19 protein-coding genes and 1 tRNA gene are annotated in these 17,984 nt (G+C 32.9%); 11 read left to right on the top strand and 9 right to left on the bottom strand.

What is annotated here, in order from left to right:
• Positions 1–66: 66 nt before the first annotated feature.
• From rlmF to ITJ86_RS14445, 4 genes are all read left to right on the top strand, one after another.
• Entirely contained in the window at positions 67–1,023 is a 957-nt protein-coding gene (gene rlmF / locus ITJ86_RS14460) for a 23S rRNA (adenine(1618)-N(6))-methyltransferase RlmF (RefSeq protein WP_195872368.1), read from the top strand.
• A 191-nt stretch (positions 1,024–1,214) separates the two neighbouring features.
• Positions 1,215–2,450 (top strand): DEAD/DEAH box helicase, encoded by a 1,236-nt coding sequence (locus ITJ86_RS14455; RefSeq protein WP_195872367.1) that lies wholly within the window; start codon positions 1,215–1,217, stop codon positions 2,448–2,450.
• Positions 2,451–2,599: 149 nt separating this feature from the next.
• Complete coding sequence (locus ITJ86_RS14450; protein WP_195872366.1) at positions 2,600–3,577, top strand: hypothetical protein; 978 nt, start codon at positions 2,600–2,602, stop codon at positions 3,575–3,577.
• Positions 3,570–3,923 (top strand): DoxX family protein, encoded by a 354-nt coding sequence (locus tag ITJ86_RS14445; RefSeq protein WP_195872365.1) that lies wholly within the window; start codon positions 3,570–3,572, stop codon positions 3,921–3,923. The genes ITJ86_RS14450 and ITJ86_RS14445 overlap by 8 nt, the downstream gene beginning before the upstream one ends.
• A gap of 3 nt (positions 3,924–3,926) precedes the next feature.
• Here ITJ86_RS14445 and ITJ86_RS14440 read toward each other — a convergent pair whose 3' ends face one another.
• Complete coding sequence (locus ITJ86_RS14440) at positions 3,927–4,607, bottom strand: M15 family metallopeptidase (protein ID WP_195872364.1); 681 nt, start codon at positions 4,605–4,607, stop codon at positions 3,927–3,929.
• A 543-nt stretch (positions 4,608–5,150) separates the two neighbouring features.
• Here ITJ86_RS14440 and ITJ86_RS14435 point away from each other — a divergent pair.
• The 7 genes from ITJ86_RS14435 to ITJ86_RS14405 all read left to right on the top strand — a co-directional run bounded on the left by ITJ86_RS14435 (position 5,151) and on the right by ITJ86_RS14405 (position 10,349).
• Entirely contained in the window at positions 5,151–6,077 is a 927-nt protein-coding gene (locus tag ITJ86_RS14435) for an alpha/beta hydrolase family protein (RefSeq protein ID WP_195872363.1), read from the top strand.
• A 367-nt stretch (positions 6,078–6,444) separates the two neighbouring features.
• Positions 6,445–7,305: an SPFH domain-containing protein gene (locus ITJ86_RS14430; RefSeq protein WP_195872362.1), complete on the top strand. Its 861-nt coding sequence runs from the start codon at positions 6,445–6,447 to the stop codon at positions 7,303–7,305.
• 3 nt (positions 7,306–7,308) lie between these two features.
• A complete protein-coding gene (locus tag ITJ86_RS14425; RefSeq protein WP_195872361.1) occupies positions 7,309–7,467 on the top strand; it encodes a DUF4177 domain-containing protein in 159 nt (52 codons plus the stop codon).
• A complete protein-coding gene (locus tag ITJ86_RS14420; RefSeq protein WP_195872360.1) occupies positions 7,467–7,967 on the top strand; it encodes a hypothetical protein in 501 nt (166 codons plus the stop codon). The genes ITJ86_RS14425 and ITJ86_RS14420 overlap by 1 nt, the downstream gene beginning before the upstream one ends.
• Before the next feature lie 10 nt (positions 7,968–7,977).
• Entirely contained in the window at positions 7,978–8,157 is a 180-nt protein-coding gene (locus tag ITJ86_RS14415) for an Arc family DNA-binding protein (protein WP_195872359.1), read from the top strand.
• Positions 8,158–8,221: 64 nt separating this feature from the next.
• The gene (locus ITJ86_RS14410) at positions 8,222–9,532 is read left to right on the top strand and encodes a DUF819 family protein (RefSeq protein ID WP_195872358.1); all 1,311 of its coding nucleotides are present in this window, start codon (positions 8,222–8,224) and stop codon (positions 9,530–9,532) included.
• A 106-nt stretch (positions 9,533–9,638) separates the two neighbouring features.
• Positions 9,639–10,349, top strand: coding sequence for a DUF4369 domain-containing protein (locus ITJ86_RS14405; RefSeq protein ID WP_195872357.1), 711 nt, complete (start codon positions 9,639–9,641; stop codon positions 10,347–10,349).
• A gap of 310 nt (positions 10,350–10,659) precedes the next feature.
• On the opposite strand, the gene ITJ86_RS14400 is transcribed toward ITJ86_RS14405, so the two are convergent.
• The 8 genes from ITJ86_RS14400 to ITJ86_RS14365 form a co-directional block, all read right to left on the bottom strand.
• Positions 10,660–10,733, bottom strand: a tRNA-Thr gene (locus tag ITJ86_RS14400).
• Between the two features lie 72 nt (positions 10,734–10,805).
• Positions 10,806–11,075 carry a hypothetical protein gene (locus ITJ86_RS14395; protein ID WP_195872356.1) on the bottom strand — a complete coding sequence of 90 codons (270 nt, stop codon included), beginning with the start codon at positions 11,073–11,075 and terminating at the stop codon, positions 10,806–10,808.
• A gap of 82 nt (positions 11,076–11,157) precedes the next feature.
• A complete protein-coding gene (locus tag ITJ86_RS14390) occupies positions 11,158–12,135 on the bottom strand; it encodes a type I phosphomannose isomerase catalytic subunit (protein WP_195872355.1) in 978 nt (325 codons plus the stop codon).
• 9 nt (positions 12,136–12,144) lie between these two features.
• The gene (locus ITJ86_RS14385; RefSeq protein ID WP_195872354.1) at positions 12,145–12,555 is read right to left on the bottom strand and encodes a 6-pyruvoyl trahydropterin synthase family protein; all 411 of its coding nucleotides are present in this window, start codon (positions 12,553–12,555) and stop codon (positions 12,145–12,147) included.
• The gene (idi, locus tag ITJ86_RS14380; RefSeq protein WP_195872353.1) at positions 12,555–13,082 is read right to left on the bottom strand and encodes an isopentenyl-diphosphate Delta-isomerase; all 528 of its coding nucleotides are present in this window, start codon (positions 13,080–13,082) and stop codon (positions 12,555–12,557) included. The genes ITJ86_RS14385 and idi overlap by 1 nt, the downstream gene beginning before the upstream one ends.
• A 128-nt stretch (positions 13,083–13,210) precedes the next feature.
• Entirely contained in the window at positions 13,211–15,166 is a 1,956-nt protein-coding gene (locus ITJ86_RS14375; protein ID WP_195872352.1) for an OmpA family protein, read from the bottom strand.
• Positions 15,167–15,178: 12 nt separating this feature from the next.
• On the bottom strand, positions 15,179–16,114 hold the full coding sequence (locus ITJ86_RS14370) for a PorP/SprF family type IX secretion system membrane protein (RefSeq protein WP_195872351.1): 936 nt from the start codon (positions 16,112–16,114) through the stop codon (positions 15,179–15,181).
• Between the two features lie 13 nt (positions 16,115–16,127).
• Positions 16,128–17,984, bottom strand: a 1,857-nt coding sequence (locus ITJ86_RS14365) for a DUF7507 domain-containing protein (RefSeq protein WP_195872350.1), incomplete at its 5' end; no start/stop codon positions are given.

Here is a 17,984-nt window from a genome sequence, read left to right as displayed (position 1 = left end):
TTTAGACTAAGGTTTTAATAACCCAATTTCTTTTCCATTACCTTTGCCACCATAAATTATAAAGCCTTGGAAAAGAAAAAATCACATCCCAAAATAAAATCAGAACTTCATCCTAGAAGTCAACATAGAAAACGCTATGATTTTGATGCGCTAATTAAAAGCTCACCAGAATTAGCTACTTATGTGGCACCTAATAAATATGGCGACGATTCTGTAGATTTTTTTAATCCAGCAGCTGTAAAAGCATTAAACAAAGCGTTGTTAATTCACCATTACGGATTAGAGTATTGGGATATTCCGAAGCATTATTTGTGTCCTCCAATTCCAGGAAGAGCTGATTACATTCATAATATTGCCGATCTTTTAAAAGGCGAAGGCACTACGATTCCTAAAGGAAATCAAATTAAAGGTTTAGATATTGGTGTTGGTGCTAATTGTATTTACCCCATTATTGGTCAGCATGAATACGGCTGGTCATTTATAGGAAGTGACACTGATGAAACTGCAATTATCTCGGCTAAAGATATTGAGCAAAAGAATTACAAATTAAGATCTACTTTAGAAATTAGAAAGCAAGAAAAATCGAATAACTTTTTCTACGATATTTTAAAACCTGAAGAAAAAGTAGATTTCACGATTTGTAACCCTCCGTTTCATGCGTCAGCAGAAGACGCTCAAAAAGCAAGTTTAAAAAAGCAAAAGAACTTAAAAGGCAAACGACCTAATAAAGCGCTTTTAAATTTTGGTGGTCAGCATAACGAACTCTGGACCAAAGGTGGTGAAGCCCGTTTTGTAAAAGACATGATTTACGAAAGCAAACATTTTGGCAAACAGTGTTTCTGGTTTACAAGTTTAATTTCGAAGGAAGCGACATTAAAACCAACCTATAAGATTTTAGAAAAAGTAAATGCTACAGCTGTAAAAACTATTGAAATGGGTCAAGGCCATAAAATCAGTCGATTTATTGCATGGACGTTTTTAACAGAACAAGAACAAAAGGATTGGGTATCTGAGCGTTGGTAAAACATTTAGTCACTTCGAGTGTTCCGATATTTTTATCGGAATGTATCGAGAAGCAATAGAAACAAAATGGTTCTCGATACTATTTGCTCATACTTCACAAATCACTCGAACTGACGTGATTTGTAATTTTAAAATTTTTATATTAAAATTTAAATTAACAAATATTCTACCTTTGCAACAAACAAAATCATATGTCATTTAAAGACTTACATCTTATAAAACCCATACAGAAAGCTGTTGCAGCTTCTGGTTATGTAGAACCTACTTTGGTACAACAACGTTCTATTCCACCAATTTTGGAGGGTACAGATGTTATTGTCTCAGCACAAACAGGAACAGGGAAAACAGCAGCTTTTGCTTTACCAATTTTACAACAGCTTTTTGATAAGCAAGACGCTCCCAAAAAAGGTAAAAAAATTAGAGCGTTAATTGTAAGTCCTACACGAGAATTGGCATTACAAATTCAACAGAATTTTAAAACTTATGCTGAGTTTACAAATTTAACCTCTTTAGTTGTTTTTGGTGGAGCATCAATAGAACCTCAAATTGAGGTATTAAAAAAAGGCATTGATATTTTAGTGGCCACTCCTGGTCGCTTACTCGATTTGCATAAACAAGATTACATTAACTTAGATTTTATTGAAACTTTTGTTTTAGATGAAGCCGATTTAATGCTAGATATGGGTTTTATCGATGACATAAAAAAGATTGAACGACTTTGCCCAGAAGACAAACAAACCTTATTATTCTCGGCAACAATTCCTAATAAAATTGAACACTTAGCCAATACTATTCTCAAAGATCCAGAACGTATTGATGTTACACCAACAAAATCTGTTACTAAAGACGTTAGTCAAGCGTTGTATTATGTTCCAAAACGTAACAAAATGGAATTGTGTTTGCATTTAATGCGAAATACCATTGAAGGAAATGTTCTTATTTTTAGACGTACCAAATTTGGCGTAAATAAATTGGAACAAACCTTATTAAAAAATGGATATGCTGTAAATAGTATTCATGGTGACAAAAACCAAAGCGACAGACAAACTGCGCTTAATAAATTTAAAAATGGTTACGTTAAAGTTCTGATTGCCACTGATGTTGCTGCTCGTGGTATTGACATAAATGAGTTAGACAATGTGCTAAATTTTGATATGCCAAACGTACCAGAAACCTATGTACATAGAATTGGAAGAACAGGTCGTGCTGGACATATTGGAAAAGCTTATTCTATGTGTTCTGCAGATGAAAAAAGTTATGTAAAAACCATTCAGAATGCTATAAACATTCAGATACCTGTTGAGACGGAACACCCTTATCCCTTAGACCCAAAAGCAAAACCTATTGTTCATAAAAAGAAAGGCAGCAAGTATAAGAAAGGTCGTAAAAGCGAAGCTTCTAAGAAGAAGAAAAAGCGTTGGTATTGATTTTGATTGTTAGTTGGGATTTCTAAAATAAATCATTCGAATCACTAGTATTTCCTTGATTTTTAATCCATACATTATAAGAGCGTCCTATCGTTATTCATTTTTTAATGCGCTTAATTAATGTATCTTTAGAATCTATAAACTTAACCATGTATAAAATTTTATTTATTTTCTTATTCATTGGGCAAATCGCATTTGCTCAAATTACTATTAAAGATAGCATTTCAACATATCCTGTGAGCTATGCAACAGTCTCGTTTGGAAATGGCAATGGTCTTTTTGCTGATGATGAAGGTCAGTTTGTTTTTACTAAAAAATTATATCCAGATATAGATTCGTTATTTATTTCAGCTTTAGGTTTTAAAGATTTAAATGTTGCCACTCATAATTTACCCAATCACTTATTATTGCAACCAGAAGCTTCAGAATTAGATGAAGTATTTATTGGCACTACATTAGATCGTAAATTTAAAGAAGAAGAATTAAAACCTTCTTTAGACGATGATTATTACAATTGCTGGTTACCAACTATAGAATCTGAAATTGCTGTCTATTTTCCTAAAACAACAACCAAAGATCAACAGCTTAAAGAAGTTGTTTTTCCTATTGCTTTAGAATCTAAAGATTGGGAAAAACGAAACCGTAGAAATAGTGAAAAGAAGAAATTTTCAACGTTATTTAAAGTAAAGTTTTACAGTAACAATAACGGAGTACCTGGTAACGTTTTAACCAACGAAACCATTGTGTTTAGAGCTACTGAAAAAGATGGTGATGCTTATGAATTAAATGTAGATGACCATAACATTTATATTCCAGACAATGGCTTCTTTGTGTCTCTTCAAGTTTTAGGTTATACTAATAAAGAAGGAAAATTATTGCCCAATAAAAAGTATAAAGAAATTGAATCTAGAGGTGGAAGCGTCGTAAAAATCCCAACTAACTTTAGACCTTTGTTACCATTTACTGATGACATTGCATCCAAAAACACCTTTATAAAACGCGTGTTTATTAGTGGAAATAATTGGGTGAAATTTGATAAAGGCAATCAGTTTAAATCGAGTTTATTAGACAAAAATCTTTTTAATTACGGTATTGGGTTAACTTACAAAACTTTTAAAGATGAGTGAACCAACTGGGCTATACGTCATGGCTGCCATGTATATTGTTGCCGGTGTGATGCATTTTGTAAAACCCAAAATGTATATACGTATTATGCCCAGATATTTACCTAGTCACAAAGCTTTGGTTTATTTAAGTGGCTTAGCCGAAATCTTATTAGGTATTGGTTTATGCATTCCTGCATTAAAAACCATTGCTATTTATGGCATTATTGCCATGTTAGCCGTTTTTCTGTTAGTACATTTTTATATGCTTTCTGGCAAAAAAGCAGCTGCCGGAATTCCGAAATGGATTTTAATCTTACGAATACCGCTTCAATTTGGATTAATGTATTGGGCTTGGATGTATGTCTAAAAATTACTCCACTTCAAAATCAAAATACGTCTTAGGAAAAGGTTCCCAACGTAATGTAAAATGCCACCACTCTTTAGAGTAATTTCTAAAATTATGCTTTAACATAACAGTTTGTAATAACTGACGGTTTTGTTTTTGCTCGTCGGTTAAATCATCATGAGCAATCCAAGATGCTTTTCCGAAGAAATCATAAGGACTTCCCATGTCTAAAGGTTCACCTGTTTCGCCATTTGTAATGGTTAAGTCTACTGTACTTCCTCTACTGTGACCAGATCGCGATGCAATATAACCTGCTTTAAATAGGTTTTTCTTTTCAACTTCTGGATAAAATAAAGATTTATTAACCGTATCATTCAACTCACGAGCCCATTCTATAAAATGATTTACAGCACGTTGTGGGCGGTAACCATCATACACTTTAAGACAAAGGTTTTGTTGTTGTAATTCTTCTTGAACTAGTTTTAGTTTCTCAGCAGTCCCTTTTGTAACGATTAAACGATTGGCTTTATAACCGTTAATGGTGTCTCCAACAAAATTATTTTCAGAAAAATAACGTAATTCTACATCTAAATCTGGAATCACAGATTTAGCATAAACAAAACCTTCTGGCAATGTTTGCTGTTGTTGAAACCCTAACGTTAGAAGGATTAAACTTCCTATGTATAGTAGTGCTTTGTAATTCATAATAAAGTACTAAATTAATAAAAAAAAGAGTATAAATTTAGAATTGCGAAACATCATTCTCAGCTTTAGATGTTCACAATAGATACTTACATTTTATGAAGACAAAAAGAGAGCAAAACATAATAATTAAACCCAAATCGACGTTTAACACAAAACATATTGGATGTTATAAAAACAAAAAACCGAGATCCCTCAATCTCGGTTTTCGTTTATTTGCTTTTCTATGTTGGTAGATTCAGGGTCTCTAAGCCAACTCAACATAAGGCAAATATTAATTAATTAATCCATTGAACTAAAAACTAAATTTCAGTACGAGTCAAATATATAATTCATTTTGAATTGCAACGCTTAAAAACACATTTAATCGATGAAATGCACTTTATTTTAACATTTAACGACAAAATTATGTATTTTACCGATGAAATACACATTTGTAAATGTGTATATTTCCGTAATTAACACTAAAAATTGGTATAAATTTTGAAACAACTAGTGCATTCAGCTCAATATGAATTAACTTTATACGTCTTAAAATATTTAAATATGAAATTCTTTTTAATTCTCGCTTTATCATTAGTTAGCAGTCTTGGACTTAGCCAAGAAAAAACATATACCGAAGAAGATATATCTATTTCTAAATGGATAGATGGCACATTGCTTGCACCTCAAGACAATGACCAACCTAATTTAGCCATTATTATAGCAGGCTCTGGTCCAACAAATAGAAATGGTAATCAAAATTTCCTGAAAAATAATTCCTTAAAAAAGTTAGCAGAAGGACTTACACACAATGGTATTGCTACCTTTAGGTTTGACAAACGAATAGTAAAACAAATTCATCAAAACAACGTAGATAAAGATATTATGTTCGATGATTTTGTGAGTGATGCCTCAGATGTATTAGATTACTTTAAAGTAAAAGGCACTTATAATAAGATATATATTATTGGGCACAGTCAAGGCAGTTTAGTCGGAATGCTCTCCGCAAAAGACAAGGCAGACGGTTTTATTTCGCTCGCTGGAGCTGGTAATAACATAGGAGATGTTATTATAGAACAAGTGGCTAAAACGGCACCAATGTTTAATGAAGAAACCAAACGTGTTGTTAATAGTCTAAAAGAAGGTAAAACTACAACTGATTTCCCAGTTGCCTTAGCATCCATGTTTAATGCCGATTTGCAACCATTTATGATCAATTGGATGTCTCATAATCCCTCTGAAATTATAAAAGAATTAAACATGCCAATTCTTATTATTAATGGCACAAAAGACCTTCAAGTTTCAGTTAGTGAAGCTGAAGTACTAAAAGACGCTAATAAAACAGCGGAATTACTACTTATAGAAAATATGAATCACGTCCTTTTTGAAATTGAAGGTGATGATTTAGAAAATTCAAAATCATATAACGAATCGTTTAGATCTATTTCACCAGAACTTATAACAGGAATAACGAAGTTTATAGCGTCTTAACCCATTCTTTAAAATTCATCAAATAAAAAAGCATCTCGCCTAAAATGTATAGGAATGAGATGCTTTTTTCACTTAACTAACTAAACACTAATGAAAAGCATCCCAACCACGAGATGCTTTTTCTAACTAACCAACCAATGTAATGTTACGACTTTGTAGTTCTGTTACTAGAATGTAACAGTTGTAATAATCATTACAATTAATATTAAGCAAACCCTGTGCCAAACTTTGTTTTTTTTATTTCTTTTATTAATACTGTAACAAAAAATTCTATTTGCATACTAATAAATTAAATCACATCTTTATGATATCATTTTAATATCATATTGATTTGAAACGATAATTAACCAATTAAATTTTTTAAATCATGAAAGAAGAGAAAATCATCGTCCCAGCAAATGGCTATCTAATGCTATTTTTATTTTTAATATTGTTCTTTGGCAGTATTGCATTAATTCCAATTACAGAAACAGGTTGGTCAATATTTGGTATTGTAGCAGCATTAATTTTAGCCTTTGGGTTTTTAATGGTACAACCTAATGGCTCAAGAGTTTTACTATTATTTGGTAAATATGTTGGAACCGTTAAAAAGAATGGCTTTTACTGGGTGAATCCGTTTTACACTAAACGAAAAATCTCACTAAGAGCAAGCAATTTTGATAGCGAACGCTTAAAAGTGAATGATAAATTAGGAAACCCAATTATGATCAGTACCATCTTAGTTTGGCGTGTTCATAACACCTACAAAGCCGCATTTGATGTCGATAATTATGAAAATTTTGTACGTGTACAAACCGATGCCGCTGTTCGTAAATTAGCGAGTATGTATCCTTATGATAATTTTGCAGATGAAGGTGTTGACGAAGATATTACCTTACGTTCTAGTGTTAATGAAGTTAGTAATGCGTTAGAAAAAGAAATAGACGAACGCTTAACCATTGCTGGTATTGAAGTTTTAGAAGCAAGAATTGGCTACCTAGCTTATGCCAATGAAATAGCAAATGCCATGTTAAAACGCCAACAAGCTACAGCGATTGTTGCTGCTAGACATAAAATTGTTGAAGGCGCTGTGAGTATGGTAGAAATGGCAATTGACGAACTTAATAAAAAGCAAGTGGTAGAATTAGATGAAGAGCGCAAAGCTGCTATGGTGAGTAATCTCATGGTCGTACTTTGTGGAGATAAAGATGCCTCTCCAGTTTTAAACACCGGAACTTTAAACCATTAAAACATGAAAGAATACAAAGTAGTTATCCCAAAATTAGGTTTTAGAAACCGCGTTCAAAATTTTGAAGATTTCCTGAATCAACACGCACGTGAAGGTTGGGTTGTAAATCAAATTGCGGTGAATTGGGCAACTGTAGTTTTTGAACGCGACAAGAACAGATAATGAAAATATTTAAAGAAGAACAACGCTTTACTCAGCTATGGTTAATTGTACTGATACTTGTAAGTTTATTGGTACCTGTTGGTGTGATCTTACAATCTTACTTTGAAGATCCAAGCAGCTATACTAATTTAGAATTAACTTCAAGCATTGGTTTTATAATTTTAGCGGCAGGAATTATATTTTTGTTCAAATTAGAAACACGAATTGATGAAAAAGGAATTCATTATAAGTTCTTTCCTTTCCATTGGAGTTTTAAAGTGGTAACATGGAACGACATAGAAAAAGCTTATGTTAGAACTTATTCTCCTATATCAGAATATGGTGGTTGGGGCATAAAAGGAGGTATACTTTGGAATACATCTAAAGGTAAAGCTATAAACGTTTCTGGTGATATAGGAATTCAACTCGAATTAAAAAATGGTAAAAAACTTTTAATTGGTACACAAAAACGAAACGAAGCAGAACGCATATTAACCACCTATAAAACAAAATTTAATTAAGTAAACTATAATGTCTAAAAAGAAAGCTTTTGCACTACGAATGAATGAAGATATGCTGAAAGCCATTGAAAAATGGGCTTCAGATGAATTTCGTAGCACTAATGGTCAGATAGAATGGATGTTAATGCAGTATCTCAAAGAACATAATAGGCAACCCAAGAAAAAAGATAATTCTAAAGACAAAAAGTGATCGGAAACGGTCACTTTTTTAGTTTTAATTTTTTGTATTTTGCAAGTCCTAAATAAACTATACTATGGATAATACTCCGATTTTTACTGATGATACTATTGTATTTGGACTCTTAATGCTAGCCTTAGGTTTTGTCTTTGTAACAGAATCTATAAAAACAGGATTTTGGTCAAAGTTCTATAAAATAGTACCTGGATTATTTATGGCTTATATGGTTCCTGCGGTTTTAACAACCACTGGATTAATTTCACCAGAATGGACAACCGTTTCAGAAACTGGTGTTATAACGGAACATAGCACAAATCTATATTATGTTGCCAGTAGGTATTTATTGCCTGCCGCTTTAGTTTTAATGACATTGAGTATTGACTTAAAAGCAGTCTTTAATTTAGGTTGGAAAGCTTTGGTTATGTTTTTCACAGGGACTATTGGAATTATAATCGGGGGACCTATTGCTATTTTATTAATAGCTAGTGTTTCGCCAGAAACTGTTGGAGGTGTTGGTCCAGATGCAGTATGGAGAGGACTTTCTACTTTAGCAGGGAGTTGGATTGGTGGAGGCGCTAACCAAACAGCTATGTTAGAGATTTATGGATACAACCAAGCTAAATATGGTGGGATGGTCTTTGTAGATATTGTGGTTGCCAATATTTGGATGGCTATCATACTTGTTGGTATCGGAAAAAGAAATCGAATTAATAAATGGTTAAAAGCAGATACGTCTTCAATTGAAGAACTAAAAGAGAAAGTGTCTTCTTTTTCAGAAAAAGTAAAGCGAAATCCATCTTTAACCGACATAATGATTATTGCTGCTATTGCTTTCGGAACCGTTAGTGTTGCGCATTTAAGCGCTAATTATTTAGCACCTCTTTTTGCAGATATGGTAGCAGGAATAGACTCTCCTACAACACGAAATATATTTACCTTTTTAGGTTCAAAATTCTTTTGGATGATAAGTATCGCTACTATAATTGCTGTTCTTTTATCAAATACAAAAGCAAAAAATTATGAAGGAGCTGGTGCAAGTAAATTTGGTAGTGTTTTTATATACATCCTTGTAGCTAGTATTGGTATGAAAATGGATTTAACCATGATTTTCGATAATTTAGGCCTTATTGCAATTGGCGTTATTTGGATGTCTATTCATGCATTATTATTAATTCTAATTGCTAAACTTATCAAAGCTCCGTATTTCTTTTTAGCTGTAGGAAGCCAAGCTAACGTTGGTGGCGCAGCCTCTGCTCCTATTGTTGCCTCAGCTTTCCATCCGTCTTTAGCTACAGTTGGAGTTTTACTTGCTGTATTTGGCTATGCTGTAGGAACCATTGCGGCTATTGGCTGTACAATATTAATGGAATTAGCAGCTGTAAGTTAGCTTTAACTCTTCATATGGTTTTCTATCACCAAAAAATAAAATGTCAAGATCAGTTCGATATTAAAACTATTATAAGATATTTGCGCACCTAATTATTTAGCAAAACATGACAAAATTATATAAAACACTAAGCCTCTTAGCTGTAGTAGCATTAGCCGTTTCTTGTAGCAAAAATAACAACGCTAACTTTACCCTAAAGGGCCATATTAAAGACTTAAAAAAAGGAGTTGTTTATCTTCAAAAAGATGGAGATTCAAGCATTGTAGACTTAGACTCAATGGTTATTACAGGACAACCAGAATTCACCTTACACACCAATTTAAATGAACCACTTCTACTCTATTTAAAACTTTTTAAAAATGATGGAGAAGAGCATTACATTCCATTCTTTGCGGATAAAGGTGTTACGGAAATTACCACAACCTTAAAGACGTTTAATTATGATTCTGAAATTAAAGGCTCTAAACAGCAAGCCCTTTTAGAAGAATATTTAGATGTTTTGTCTAAATACAATGATAAAAATTTAGATATTATAGAAGAAAAATTTTATGCGCATGAGCAGAAAGATAGTATTAAATTAGATTCGTTGAACAAAGTAGCAGACCAAATTATGAAGCGTAAATATGCTTATACCATACAGTATGCTATAAATAATAGGGATAGTGAAATAGCACCTTATTTAGCACTTTACGAAGTACAAAACGCTAATCCGATTTATATCGATTCTATTTATAACAATCTAACCAATGAGGTTAAAAATTCGTTTTACGGTAAAAAATTGAATGAATTTATTTCGAATAGAAATTCTGATAATTAGCATAGTAAAACAAACGCCTGCGGAATTTAATTTTGCATGCTAGACTTTAAAACAAAAAGAGACTCACTAAAAAGTTAACTATATTGTCATTTTGAGCGCAGTCGAAAAATCTAATATACTAGATTTAAAGACATTTCGACTGCGCTCAATGTGACAAAAAGTAATTTTTGAACTTTATAGACAGCCTCTTTTTTTTAGAGCCGATGGAGGGACTTACTTCGACTGCGCTCAGCATAAACTTCTCGCCCTATGTAATTTTATCAAATAAAAAAACTCTAACTACTTTATGATAGTTAGAGTTTCAATTAAGAGCCGATGGAGGGACTCGAACCCACGACCTGCTGATTACAAATCAGCTGCTCTAGCCAGCTGAGCTACATCGGCAAAAACATTAGCTCACCTATTTTTGGTAAGCTGGCGCAAATTTAAAATAGATTTTCAAATTTGCAAATCAATTTATTTTAATTTGTTGATTTTTTCGATAAGATCTCTTCCTTTAGTTTCAAGATCATTGTTAATCGCTTTAAAGTGTGCTTTCTTATTTTCAACACTTCTATCGTTAACACGTGCAATTAACGAATCAAACGTTCCTATAGCTTCATCTATAATAGCTTCGCTTTCTTTTGTAGCTTTTTCTGTATTTGTTAATTCCCAAACGTAAACCGCTTCAATAATATCTCCTAAAACGTAGTTGATATCTTTTTTTAAATCTCTTTTATTCGACATGATAATTATTTTTAATAATAACCGCAAAAATACTAAATCCTTTTAGTTATTCGATTGGCAATTTTACTTTTTATCTAAAGTTTTAAACGTACACTTCTAGAAGTTTTCCGTAACTAGATTTTAATTTAAAATTTCTAATTTTTGCCGGAATCAAAATTGTTTCACCTTTAGAAATTCGCTCACTTGAGCCCGCAACAGAAACTTCAACGTCTCCATCTACACACATGTAAATCATAAAAGAATCGTGCGTGTTTTCTATATCTAAATCAGACGTTAACTCCATAAAATTTGTTGTAAAGAACGGGCAACTTACCATATCATTAGAGACATTCTTTTCTTTTTGATAGTCGACTCTAAAATCATTTTCCATTTCAAAATCAAAAGCATCTATGGCAATATCGTTATGTAACTCACGTCCATTTCCCTCATCATCAACGCGGTCCCAATCGTAAACACGATACGTCACATCACTAGTTTGTTGAATCTCTGCTAATAAAACACCTGCGCCAATAGCGTGAACTCTTCCTGCTTCAATAAAATAGGTATCCCCTTCTTTTACCGTATCAAAATTTAAGATTTCAGTAAGTGTATTATTTTCTAAATGCTCCAAATAAGTCGCTTTATCAACCTCACCTTTAAAACCTACAATGAGATTTGCATTTTTATCAGCTTGCATCACATACCACATCTCAGTTTTACCAAATGAATTGTGTCGTTTTTTTGCCAACTCATCATTAGGATGTAACTGAATACTCAAATCTTCTTTAGCATCAATAAATTTTATAAGCAATGGAAATTCATTACCAAACCGATCCCAGTTTTTTTCACCTAAAAAAGCAGATTTGTAATTATTTACTAAATCCTGAAGTGATTCTCCTTTTAATTCCCCGTTTGAAACAACAGATATATCATTTGGAACGGTACTTATCTCCCAACTTTCTCCTAAGTTTTTAGAATTAGAGTTTTTAGAATTAGAGTTTTTATTAAAGTGTTGATTTAACTTTTCTCCGCCCCAAATTTTGTCTTTTAGAATAGGTTGAAATTTTAAAGGATATAGCATGTTTTTATCTTAATTTCCAGAATAGGTTACAAAATTACGAGGTGTTTCGTATAGAGTAATTTCCAATTGAAACTTCGGGTTCAGTTTTGGTTTAATCTTATTGTAAATGACTACAGCAATATTTTCTGCAGTAGGATTTAAATCTTTAAATTCAGGAACTTCAACATTTAGGTTCTTATGATCAAAAGCATCCTCGACTTCAGTTTTAATTATATCTTTCAAAATTTTCACATCAATAACATAACCTGTTTCAGGGTCAATCTCACCTGTAACACTTGCTATTAATTCATAATTATGACCATGAAAATTAGGATTGTTACATAGACCAAAAACGGCTTCATTCTTTTCAAAACTCCAGTCCTTTCTATAAAGCCTGTGCGCTGCATTAAAATGTGCTTTTCTATGTACTGTAACTTTCATTATTGATTATTCACATTTATGAATTCATAAAATTTTTCAAAAATAATTTTGAACCAAGCGGTATAAATCTGAGGATTTTCTGCAATATCTGTTTTTACAGCTTCTAATGACATCCACTTCCAACTTGCTACTTCGTCTGGATTAATATTAGGTGCAGCATTGTAATACCCAACCATAATATGATCGTACTCATGCTCTGTTAATCCATTATCAAAAGGTGCTTTATAAACAAACGAGGTCTTTTCTTCTAAGTCTGTAACAAAGCCCATTTCTTCTTGTAAGCGTCGCTTACCAGCTTCTAAATTGCTTTCACCATCGCGTTGATGACTACAACAAGTATTCGTCCACAAACCAGGAGTATGATACTTGTGCAAAGCCCGTTGCTGAAGCATTAGTTCATTCTTATCATTAAACACAAATACGGAAAATGCACGATGCAAAAGTGCCTTTTCATGCGCTTCCATTTTTGGCATTAACCCAATTTTATTATCATTTTCATCGACTAAGATGACTTGCTCTTCTCTCATGCCGTAAAAATACCAAGTAAAACTTTAAAAATACATTAATGTTTTCATAAAAGGTATAGACAAAACTAAAAACACCTTGCATATACAGAAATAAACAAGGTGTTTCTTATCGGAAAACTATTCAATAATTATTCTTTAATAATAAACATTGACCTACGGTTTAATTGATGTTGCTCTTCACTACAGTCTGCACCATTAGAACATTCATTTATTAATTGAGATTCACCATAACCCTTTGCCGTTAATCTATTTTTAGCAATCCCTTTATCTAACAACCATTGTAATGTAGATTTAGCTCTACGTTGTGATAATTTTAAATTATATGAATCTCTACCTCTAGAATCTGTATGCGATTCTATATTAATTTTTAATTCTGGGTATTTGTTTAATGCCGCCAAAATTTTAGCCAATTCGATTTCTGCATCTAACCTAATATTAGATTGATCATAATCAAAATAAATAGGCTGTAAAGTCAATTTACAACCTAAATCATTAGGAGGACAAGGATCAGCAACTTTAAGGAGTAATGGCATATTTAGTACAATCGGCATTTCAATTACTCTAGGGTTCTTTGGTGTTTCAAAGATTTCCTCCTTAGGATTATAACCTTCTTTTATTGCTCTTATAACATATTGTTCATTACAATCTAAAGTAAAAGTAAACAGACCATCATCACCTGTTATAAGTCTTTGAATTTCATTATTACTACTATCTAATAGCTTTACTTCCGCATTGGGAATTATTTCACCGGTATCTTCATCTTTCACTGGTCCTTGAATTGTAATTTCGCAACGCTCCCATATTTGATAAATATCATCACCTTTACTACCTTCTTCACCATCTCTGTTTGAGGTAAAGTACCCTATTCGACCTTCTTTAATTATAAAACTAAAATCGTCCTTTACACTATTAATAGGCTCTCCAAACGTCGCTATCTCTCCATGGCTGTTTTCGATTAATTTAGTCACAAAAATATCTAATCCGCCAAGTCCTAAATGACCATCACTAGAAAAGTATAGGTTATCTTCAGTACTTACAAAAGGAAATGTTTCTCTTGCTACCGTATTAATCACATTACCCATATTAACTGGTTTTGAGTAGCTTTCTTCTCCTAAAATATCCACATACCAAATATCAGACATCCCAACAGTCCCTGGCATATCGGAAGCAAAATAAAGCCTATCTTCATTAGCACTTAAAGCAGGATGACCCACGGAATAATTATCACTATTAAAAGGAAGCTCTTTGATATTTCCCCATGTATCACCAGATTTTGTAGCCTTGTATATTTTAAGCCTAATCACAAAATCCTTATCTCTTTTTTTCTTTCCATCCAAGAAATTATTTCTTGTAAAATACATGGTATTACCATCGTTTGAAAACACAGCTGTTGACTCATGGTATTTAGTATTAACATCACCTTTAATAAGTTCAGCTTCCTTTAAGTTCATCTCGTCATCTACAGCAACCTGATATAGGTCTAAAAAGGGTTGTTTATCCCAGCCTGCAAGATCTACAGATTTATCTTCAAACTCATTTTCAGAATTATCGCTTGAAGCAAAAACAATTTTATTACCGTAAAATGCTGGGCCAAAATCTGAAAACTCAGTATTTACCGATATTTTATCTATTTCAAATAATTTATCACTCACTCCCTTTTCAAAAAGCGTATCCGCAACATTTTTATAGGAATCTATAGTTAATGCCGTTCCGCCATTTTCTTTATAAATCTTCATTAACCTTTCAGCCCCATTGGGTTCACCTGAACTTTTTAAACATTGTGCCGCCCTAAAATAATCAGTAACGACTAAATCATTAGGAAACTCATTTATTAGTTTGTAATACCATTTGGATGCTCCTTCATATTCGCTATTAAAGTAGTAAGTCTCACTTAATTTTCTGTAAATTTCGGCAGATCGGTATCCACTTTCTACAACGCTTAAATAAATTTCTCGCGCATCGATAAAGTGGTATTTATCGTATTTACTATTCGCTTTTTCTATTTTTCCTGTTTGAGCAAAAGACGTAGCAAAGAAAATGATTGATAAAAAACATAATATTCTTTTATATATAAGTGTATTCATAATCGTTTTAGTTTAGAAAAATCTTGGAGTTAGTATACGTTCAGTATTTTTAAAAACATCGAACTTAAAAAATACCTCATAAGAACCATGACTATACGTTTCGATATCAGTTGTTTGATAATCATACCCCATCCCAATAAATATTCTGTTGGAAATTTGGAATCCTGCCATCGCAGTAACTGCCGCATCAAAGCGATATGCTGCACCTAATGTAAGTTTATCATGAATTAAGAAATTCGCCGAGAGATCCACTTGAAGCGGTGACCCCTTAACTAACTTAGCCATTGTTGCTGGTTTAAATTTTAAGTTCTCGTTAAGCTCAAATACATATCCAGCAATTAAAAAATAATGTAAACGCTCTACCGCAATTGCATCGCTATTTATATTATTCACATTATCTGAATTATAGTGTTTTGAATTAAGAAAGTTAGGCACGGATAATCCTACATACATTTTATCTGTATTATAATATATTCCCGCTCCTATTTGAGGATAGAGTTTATTATTTATGTTTTCATCAAATTGCGCATCATTAGTATCATAAATATTGAGTTTGGTATAATCTACATCTAAGAAATTCACTCCCGCTTTTAAGCCAAATGATAATCTTGAAACTTCAGAAAACTCTAATGAATAGGAATAATCAGCAACTATATTAGTTTCTATAGCGGGACCAATTTGATCATTCACTATAGACAGCCCTAATCCCATTTTTTTAAGCTCACCGATTGGTGAACTAACTGAAATTGTTCCTGTTTTTGGGGCTCCTTCAAATCCTACCCATTGAGATCTATATAGCAAACCAAAGTTAAGTACATCTTTTGACCCTATATATCCAGGGTTTATAACTTGAGTGTTATACATATATTGAGTGTACTGTGCGTCTTGTTGAGCAAAGCTCAAATTCACACTAATAAACACTAGCAGTAATAAAAAATAATATTTCATAAGATTTTAGGGTTTAGTTATTTTTTATATATAAATATCCTTCATTTGTTAAGGTTTTACCTCCAACAAATCTTCGTAGTATGTAAAAATAAGTTCCTGTAGGTAGTTTCTCATCTTTATTTATAGTACTCCGACCTTCGGAAATCCCTCTAAATTCGTTACCATTGATTCCATAACTATCCATGTCATAGATTAGAATTCCCCAACGATTATATATTTTCAAATTGTTATCTGGATAGTCCTCTATACCAACAATTCTAAAGAAGTCATTCTCACCATTGCCATCTGGAGTAATTCCATTAAATATTTCGAACTCAGCACCCAATACTTGAGGTAAGATTACAACTGTTGGATCATCTGGTTCATTATCATTGTTTAAGTCTATATTATCCAAATTATTAGGATCATCGGATGTATCTGTATAGATTATTCCATTTTCATTTTCACCTTCAACCACCGCCTGATTGATAACTTCTCCATTCGCCACATCGTCCTCTGTTAACGTATAGGTTGCAATAAAAGTAAAATCGTCTATGTCATTAGGTCCTAATTCAATAATTGGTCCTCCTTCAATTTGTACACCTGGTAATGGATCGTCTATACTAATATTATATAAAGTTGTTACACCTGTATTATAAACAGTAAACCAATACGATAAAGTCTCTCCTGCTTCTGCAACACCATTTCCATTTTCATCATTAAACTCACCAACTTTTTCAAGAGATATAGAACCGGAATTACATAGTTGCATTATTGTAGTATCATCTTCTAGAACACTATCATCATCTGATAGATCTGTTAAAATAGAACCATCTAGACTACTTTCTCCGGAAAGGACAGCTTGGTTACTCACCATGCCTGCATCAATATCTGCTTGGGTGAGTGTATATTCACCAGCATAGATCCAAGTTTCGTTAACATCTAACTCCTCATCCTCATTGTCGTCTCCTGAAACTAAACTTAAAACTCCACCAAGCATATCATCTATCAATTCGATATTGCGAACACTTACATTACCTTCATTTGTAACAGTAAATGAATATGTAATGGTTTCTCCCACATTACTACAGTCATCACTATTTTCATCATTAAAGATTGCGGTCTTTATCACTGCTATACTTGCTTCTAATGGTAATTCCGTATCTGTTATATCATCTTCGAACACCGTATCATCATCTGATAAATCTTCTAAGGTTGATCCATCTGAACTGCTTGTTCCGGTAACGAGGGCTTGGTTACTAACCATACCTGCATCAATATCGGCTTGTGTAATAGTATAACTTGCTGCGTACAACCATACTTCATCGACATCTAAGATGTTATCTCCATTGTCGTCTCCTGATGCTAGTGTAAGTTCACCACCTAACATATCATCTGTAAGCACCACATATGTTATAGTGGTTTGTCCTTGATTGGTCACTGTGAAATTGTAGGTAATGGTTTCTCCTAGGTTGGCATAGCCATCACTGTTTTCATCATAAAAAACTCCTGTTTTTATCACTGCGATTCCGGCTTCTAATGGCAATTCCGTATCTGTTATATCATCTTCGAACACGGTATCATCATCTGATAAATCTTCTAAGGTTGATCCATCTGTACTGCTTGTTCCGGTAACGAGGGCTTGGTTACTTACCATGCCTGTATCGATATCAGCTTGTGTTATTGTATAACTTGCTGCATACAACCAAACTTCATCGACATCTAAGATGTTATCTCCATTGTCGTCTCCTGATGCTAGTGTAAGTTCACCACCTAACATATCATCTGTAAGCACCACATCTGTTATGGTCGCTTGTCCTTGATTGGTCACTGTGAAATTGTAGGTAATGGTTTCTCCTATGTTGGCATAGCCATCACTGTTTTCATCATT

The sequence above is a fragment of the Winogradskyella marina genome, from assembly GCF_015645385.1.
Lineage (GTDB): Bacteria > Bacteroidota > Bacteroidia > Flavobacteriales > Flavobacteriaceae > Winogradskyella > Winogradskyella marina.
The sequence above is the reverse complement of the archived record's forward strand: the minus strand, read 5'-3'. Positions and strand labels throughout refer to the sequence as shown.

Bases quoted from the DNA above. Each gene is read 5' to 3' on its own strand.
- ITJ86_RS14455 (WP_195872367.1), top strand. From the start codon at position 1,215: ATGTCATTTAAAGACTTACATCTTATAAAACCCATACAGAAAGCTGTT.
- ITJ86_RS14450 (WP_195872366.1), top strand. From the start codon at position 2,600: ATGTATAAAATTTTATTTATTTTCTTATTCATTGGGCAAATCGCATTT.
- ITJ86_RS14445 (WP_195872365.1), top strand. From the start codon at position 3,570: ATGAGTGAACCAACTGGGCTATACGTCATGGCTGCCATGTATATTGTT.
- ITJ86_RS14440 (WP_195872364.1), bottom strand. From the start codon at position 4,607: ATGAATTACAAAGCACTACTATACATAGGAAGTTTAATCCTTCTAACG.
- ITJ86_RS14435 (WP_195872363.1), top strand. From the start codon at position 5,151: ATGAAATTCTTTTTAATTCTCGCTTTATCATTAGTTAGCAGTCTTGGA.
- ITJ86_RS14430 (WP_195872362.1), top strand. From the start codon at position 6,445: ATGAAAGAAGAGAAAATCATCGTCCCAGCAAATGGCTATCTAATGCTA.
- ITJ86_RS14425 (WP_195872361.1), top strand. From the start codon at position 7,309: ATGAAAGAATACAAAGTAGTTATCCCAAAATTAGGTTTTAGAAACCGC.
- ITJ86_RS14420 (WP_195872360.1), top strand. From the start codon at position 7,467: ATGAAAATATTTAAAGAAGAACAACGCTTTACTCAGCTATGGTTAATT.
- ITJ86_RS14415 (WP_195872359.1), top strand. From the start codon at position 7,978: ATGTCTAAAAAGAAAGCTTTTGCACTACGAATGAATGAAGATATGCTG.
- ITJ86_RS14410 (WP_195872358.1), top strand. From the start codon at position 8,222: ATGGATAATACTCCGATTTTTACTGATGATACTATTGTATTTGGACTC.
- ITJ86_RS14405 (WP_195872357.1), top strand. From the start codon at position 9,639: ATGACAAAATTATATAAAACACTAAGCCTCTTAGCTGTAGTAGCATTA.
- ITJ86_RS14395 (WP_195872356.1), bottom strand. From the start codon at position 11,075: ATGTCGAATAAAAGAGATTTAAAAAAAGATATCAACTACGTTTTAGGA.
- ITJ86_RS14390 (WP_195872355.1), bottom strand. From the start codon at position 12,135: ATGCTATATCCTTTAAAATTTCAACCTATTCTAAAAGACAAAATTTGG.
- ITJ86_RS14385 (WP_195872354.1), bottom strand. From the start codon at position 12,555: ATGAAAGTTACAGTACATAGAAAAGCACATTTTAATGCAGCGCACAGG.
- idi (WP_195872353.1), bottom strand. From the start codon at position 13,082: ATGAGAGAAGAGCAAGTCATCTTAGTCGATGAAAATGATAATAAAATT.
- ITJ86_RS14375 (WP_195872352.1), bottom strand. From the start codon at position 15,166: ATGAATACACTTATATATAAAAGAATATTATGTTTTTTATCAATCATT.
- ITJ86_RS14370 (WP_195872351.1), bottom strand. From the start codon at position 16,114: ATGAAATATTATTTTTTATTACTGCTAGTGTTTATTAGTGTGAATTTG.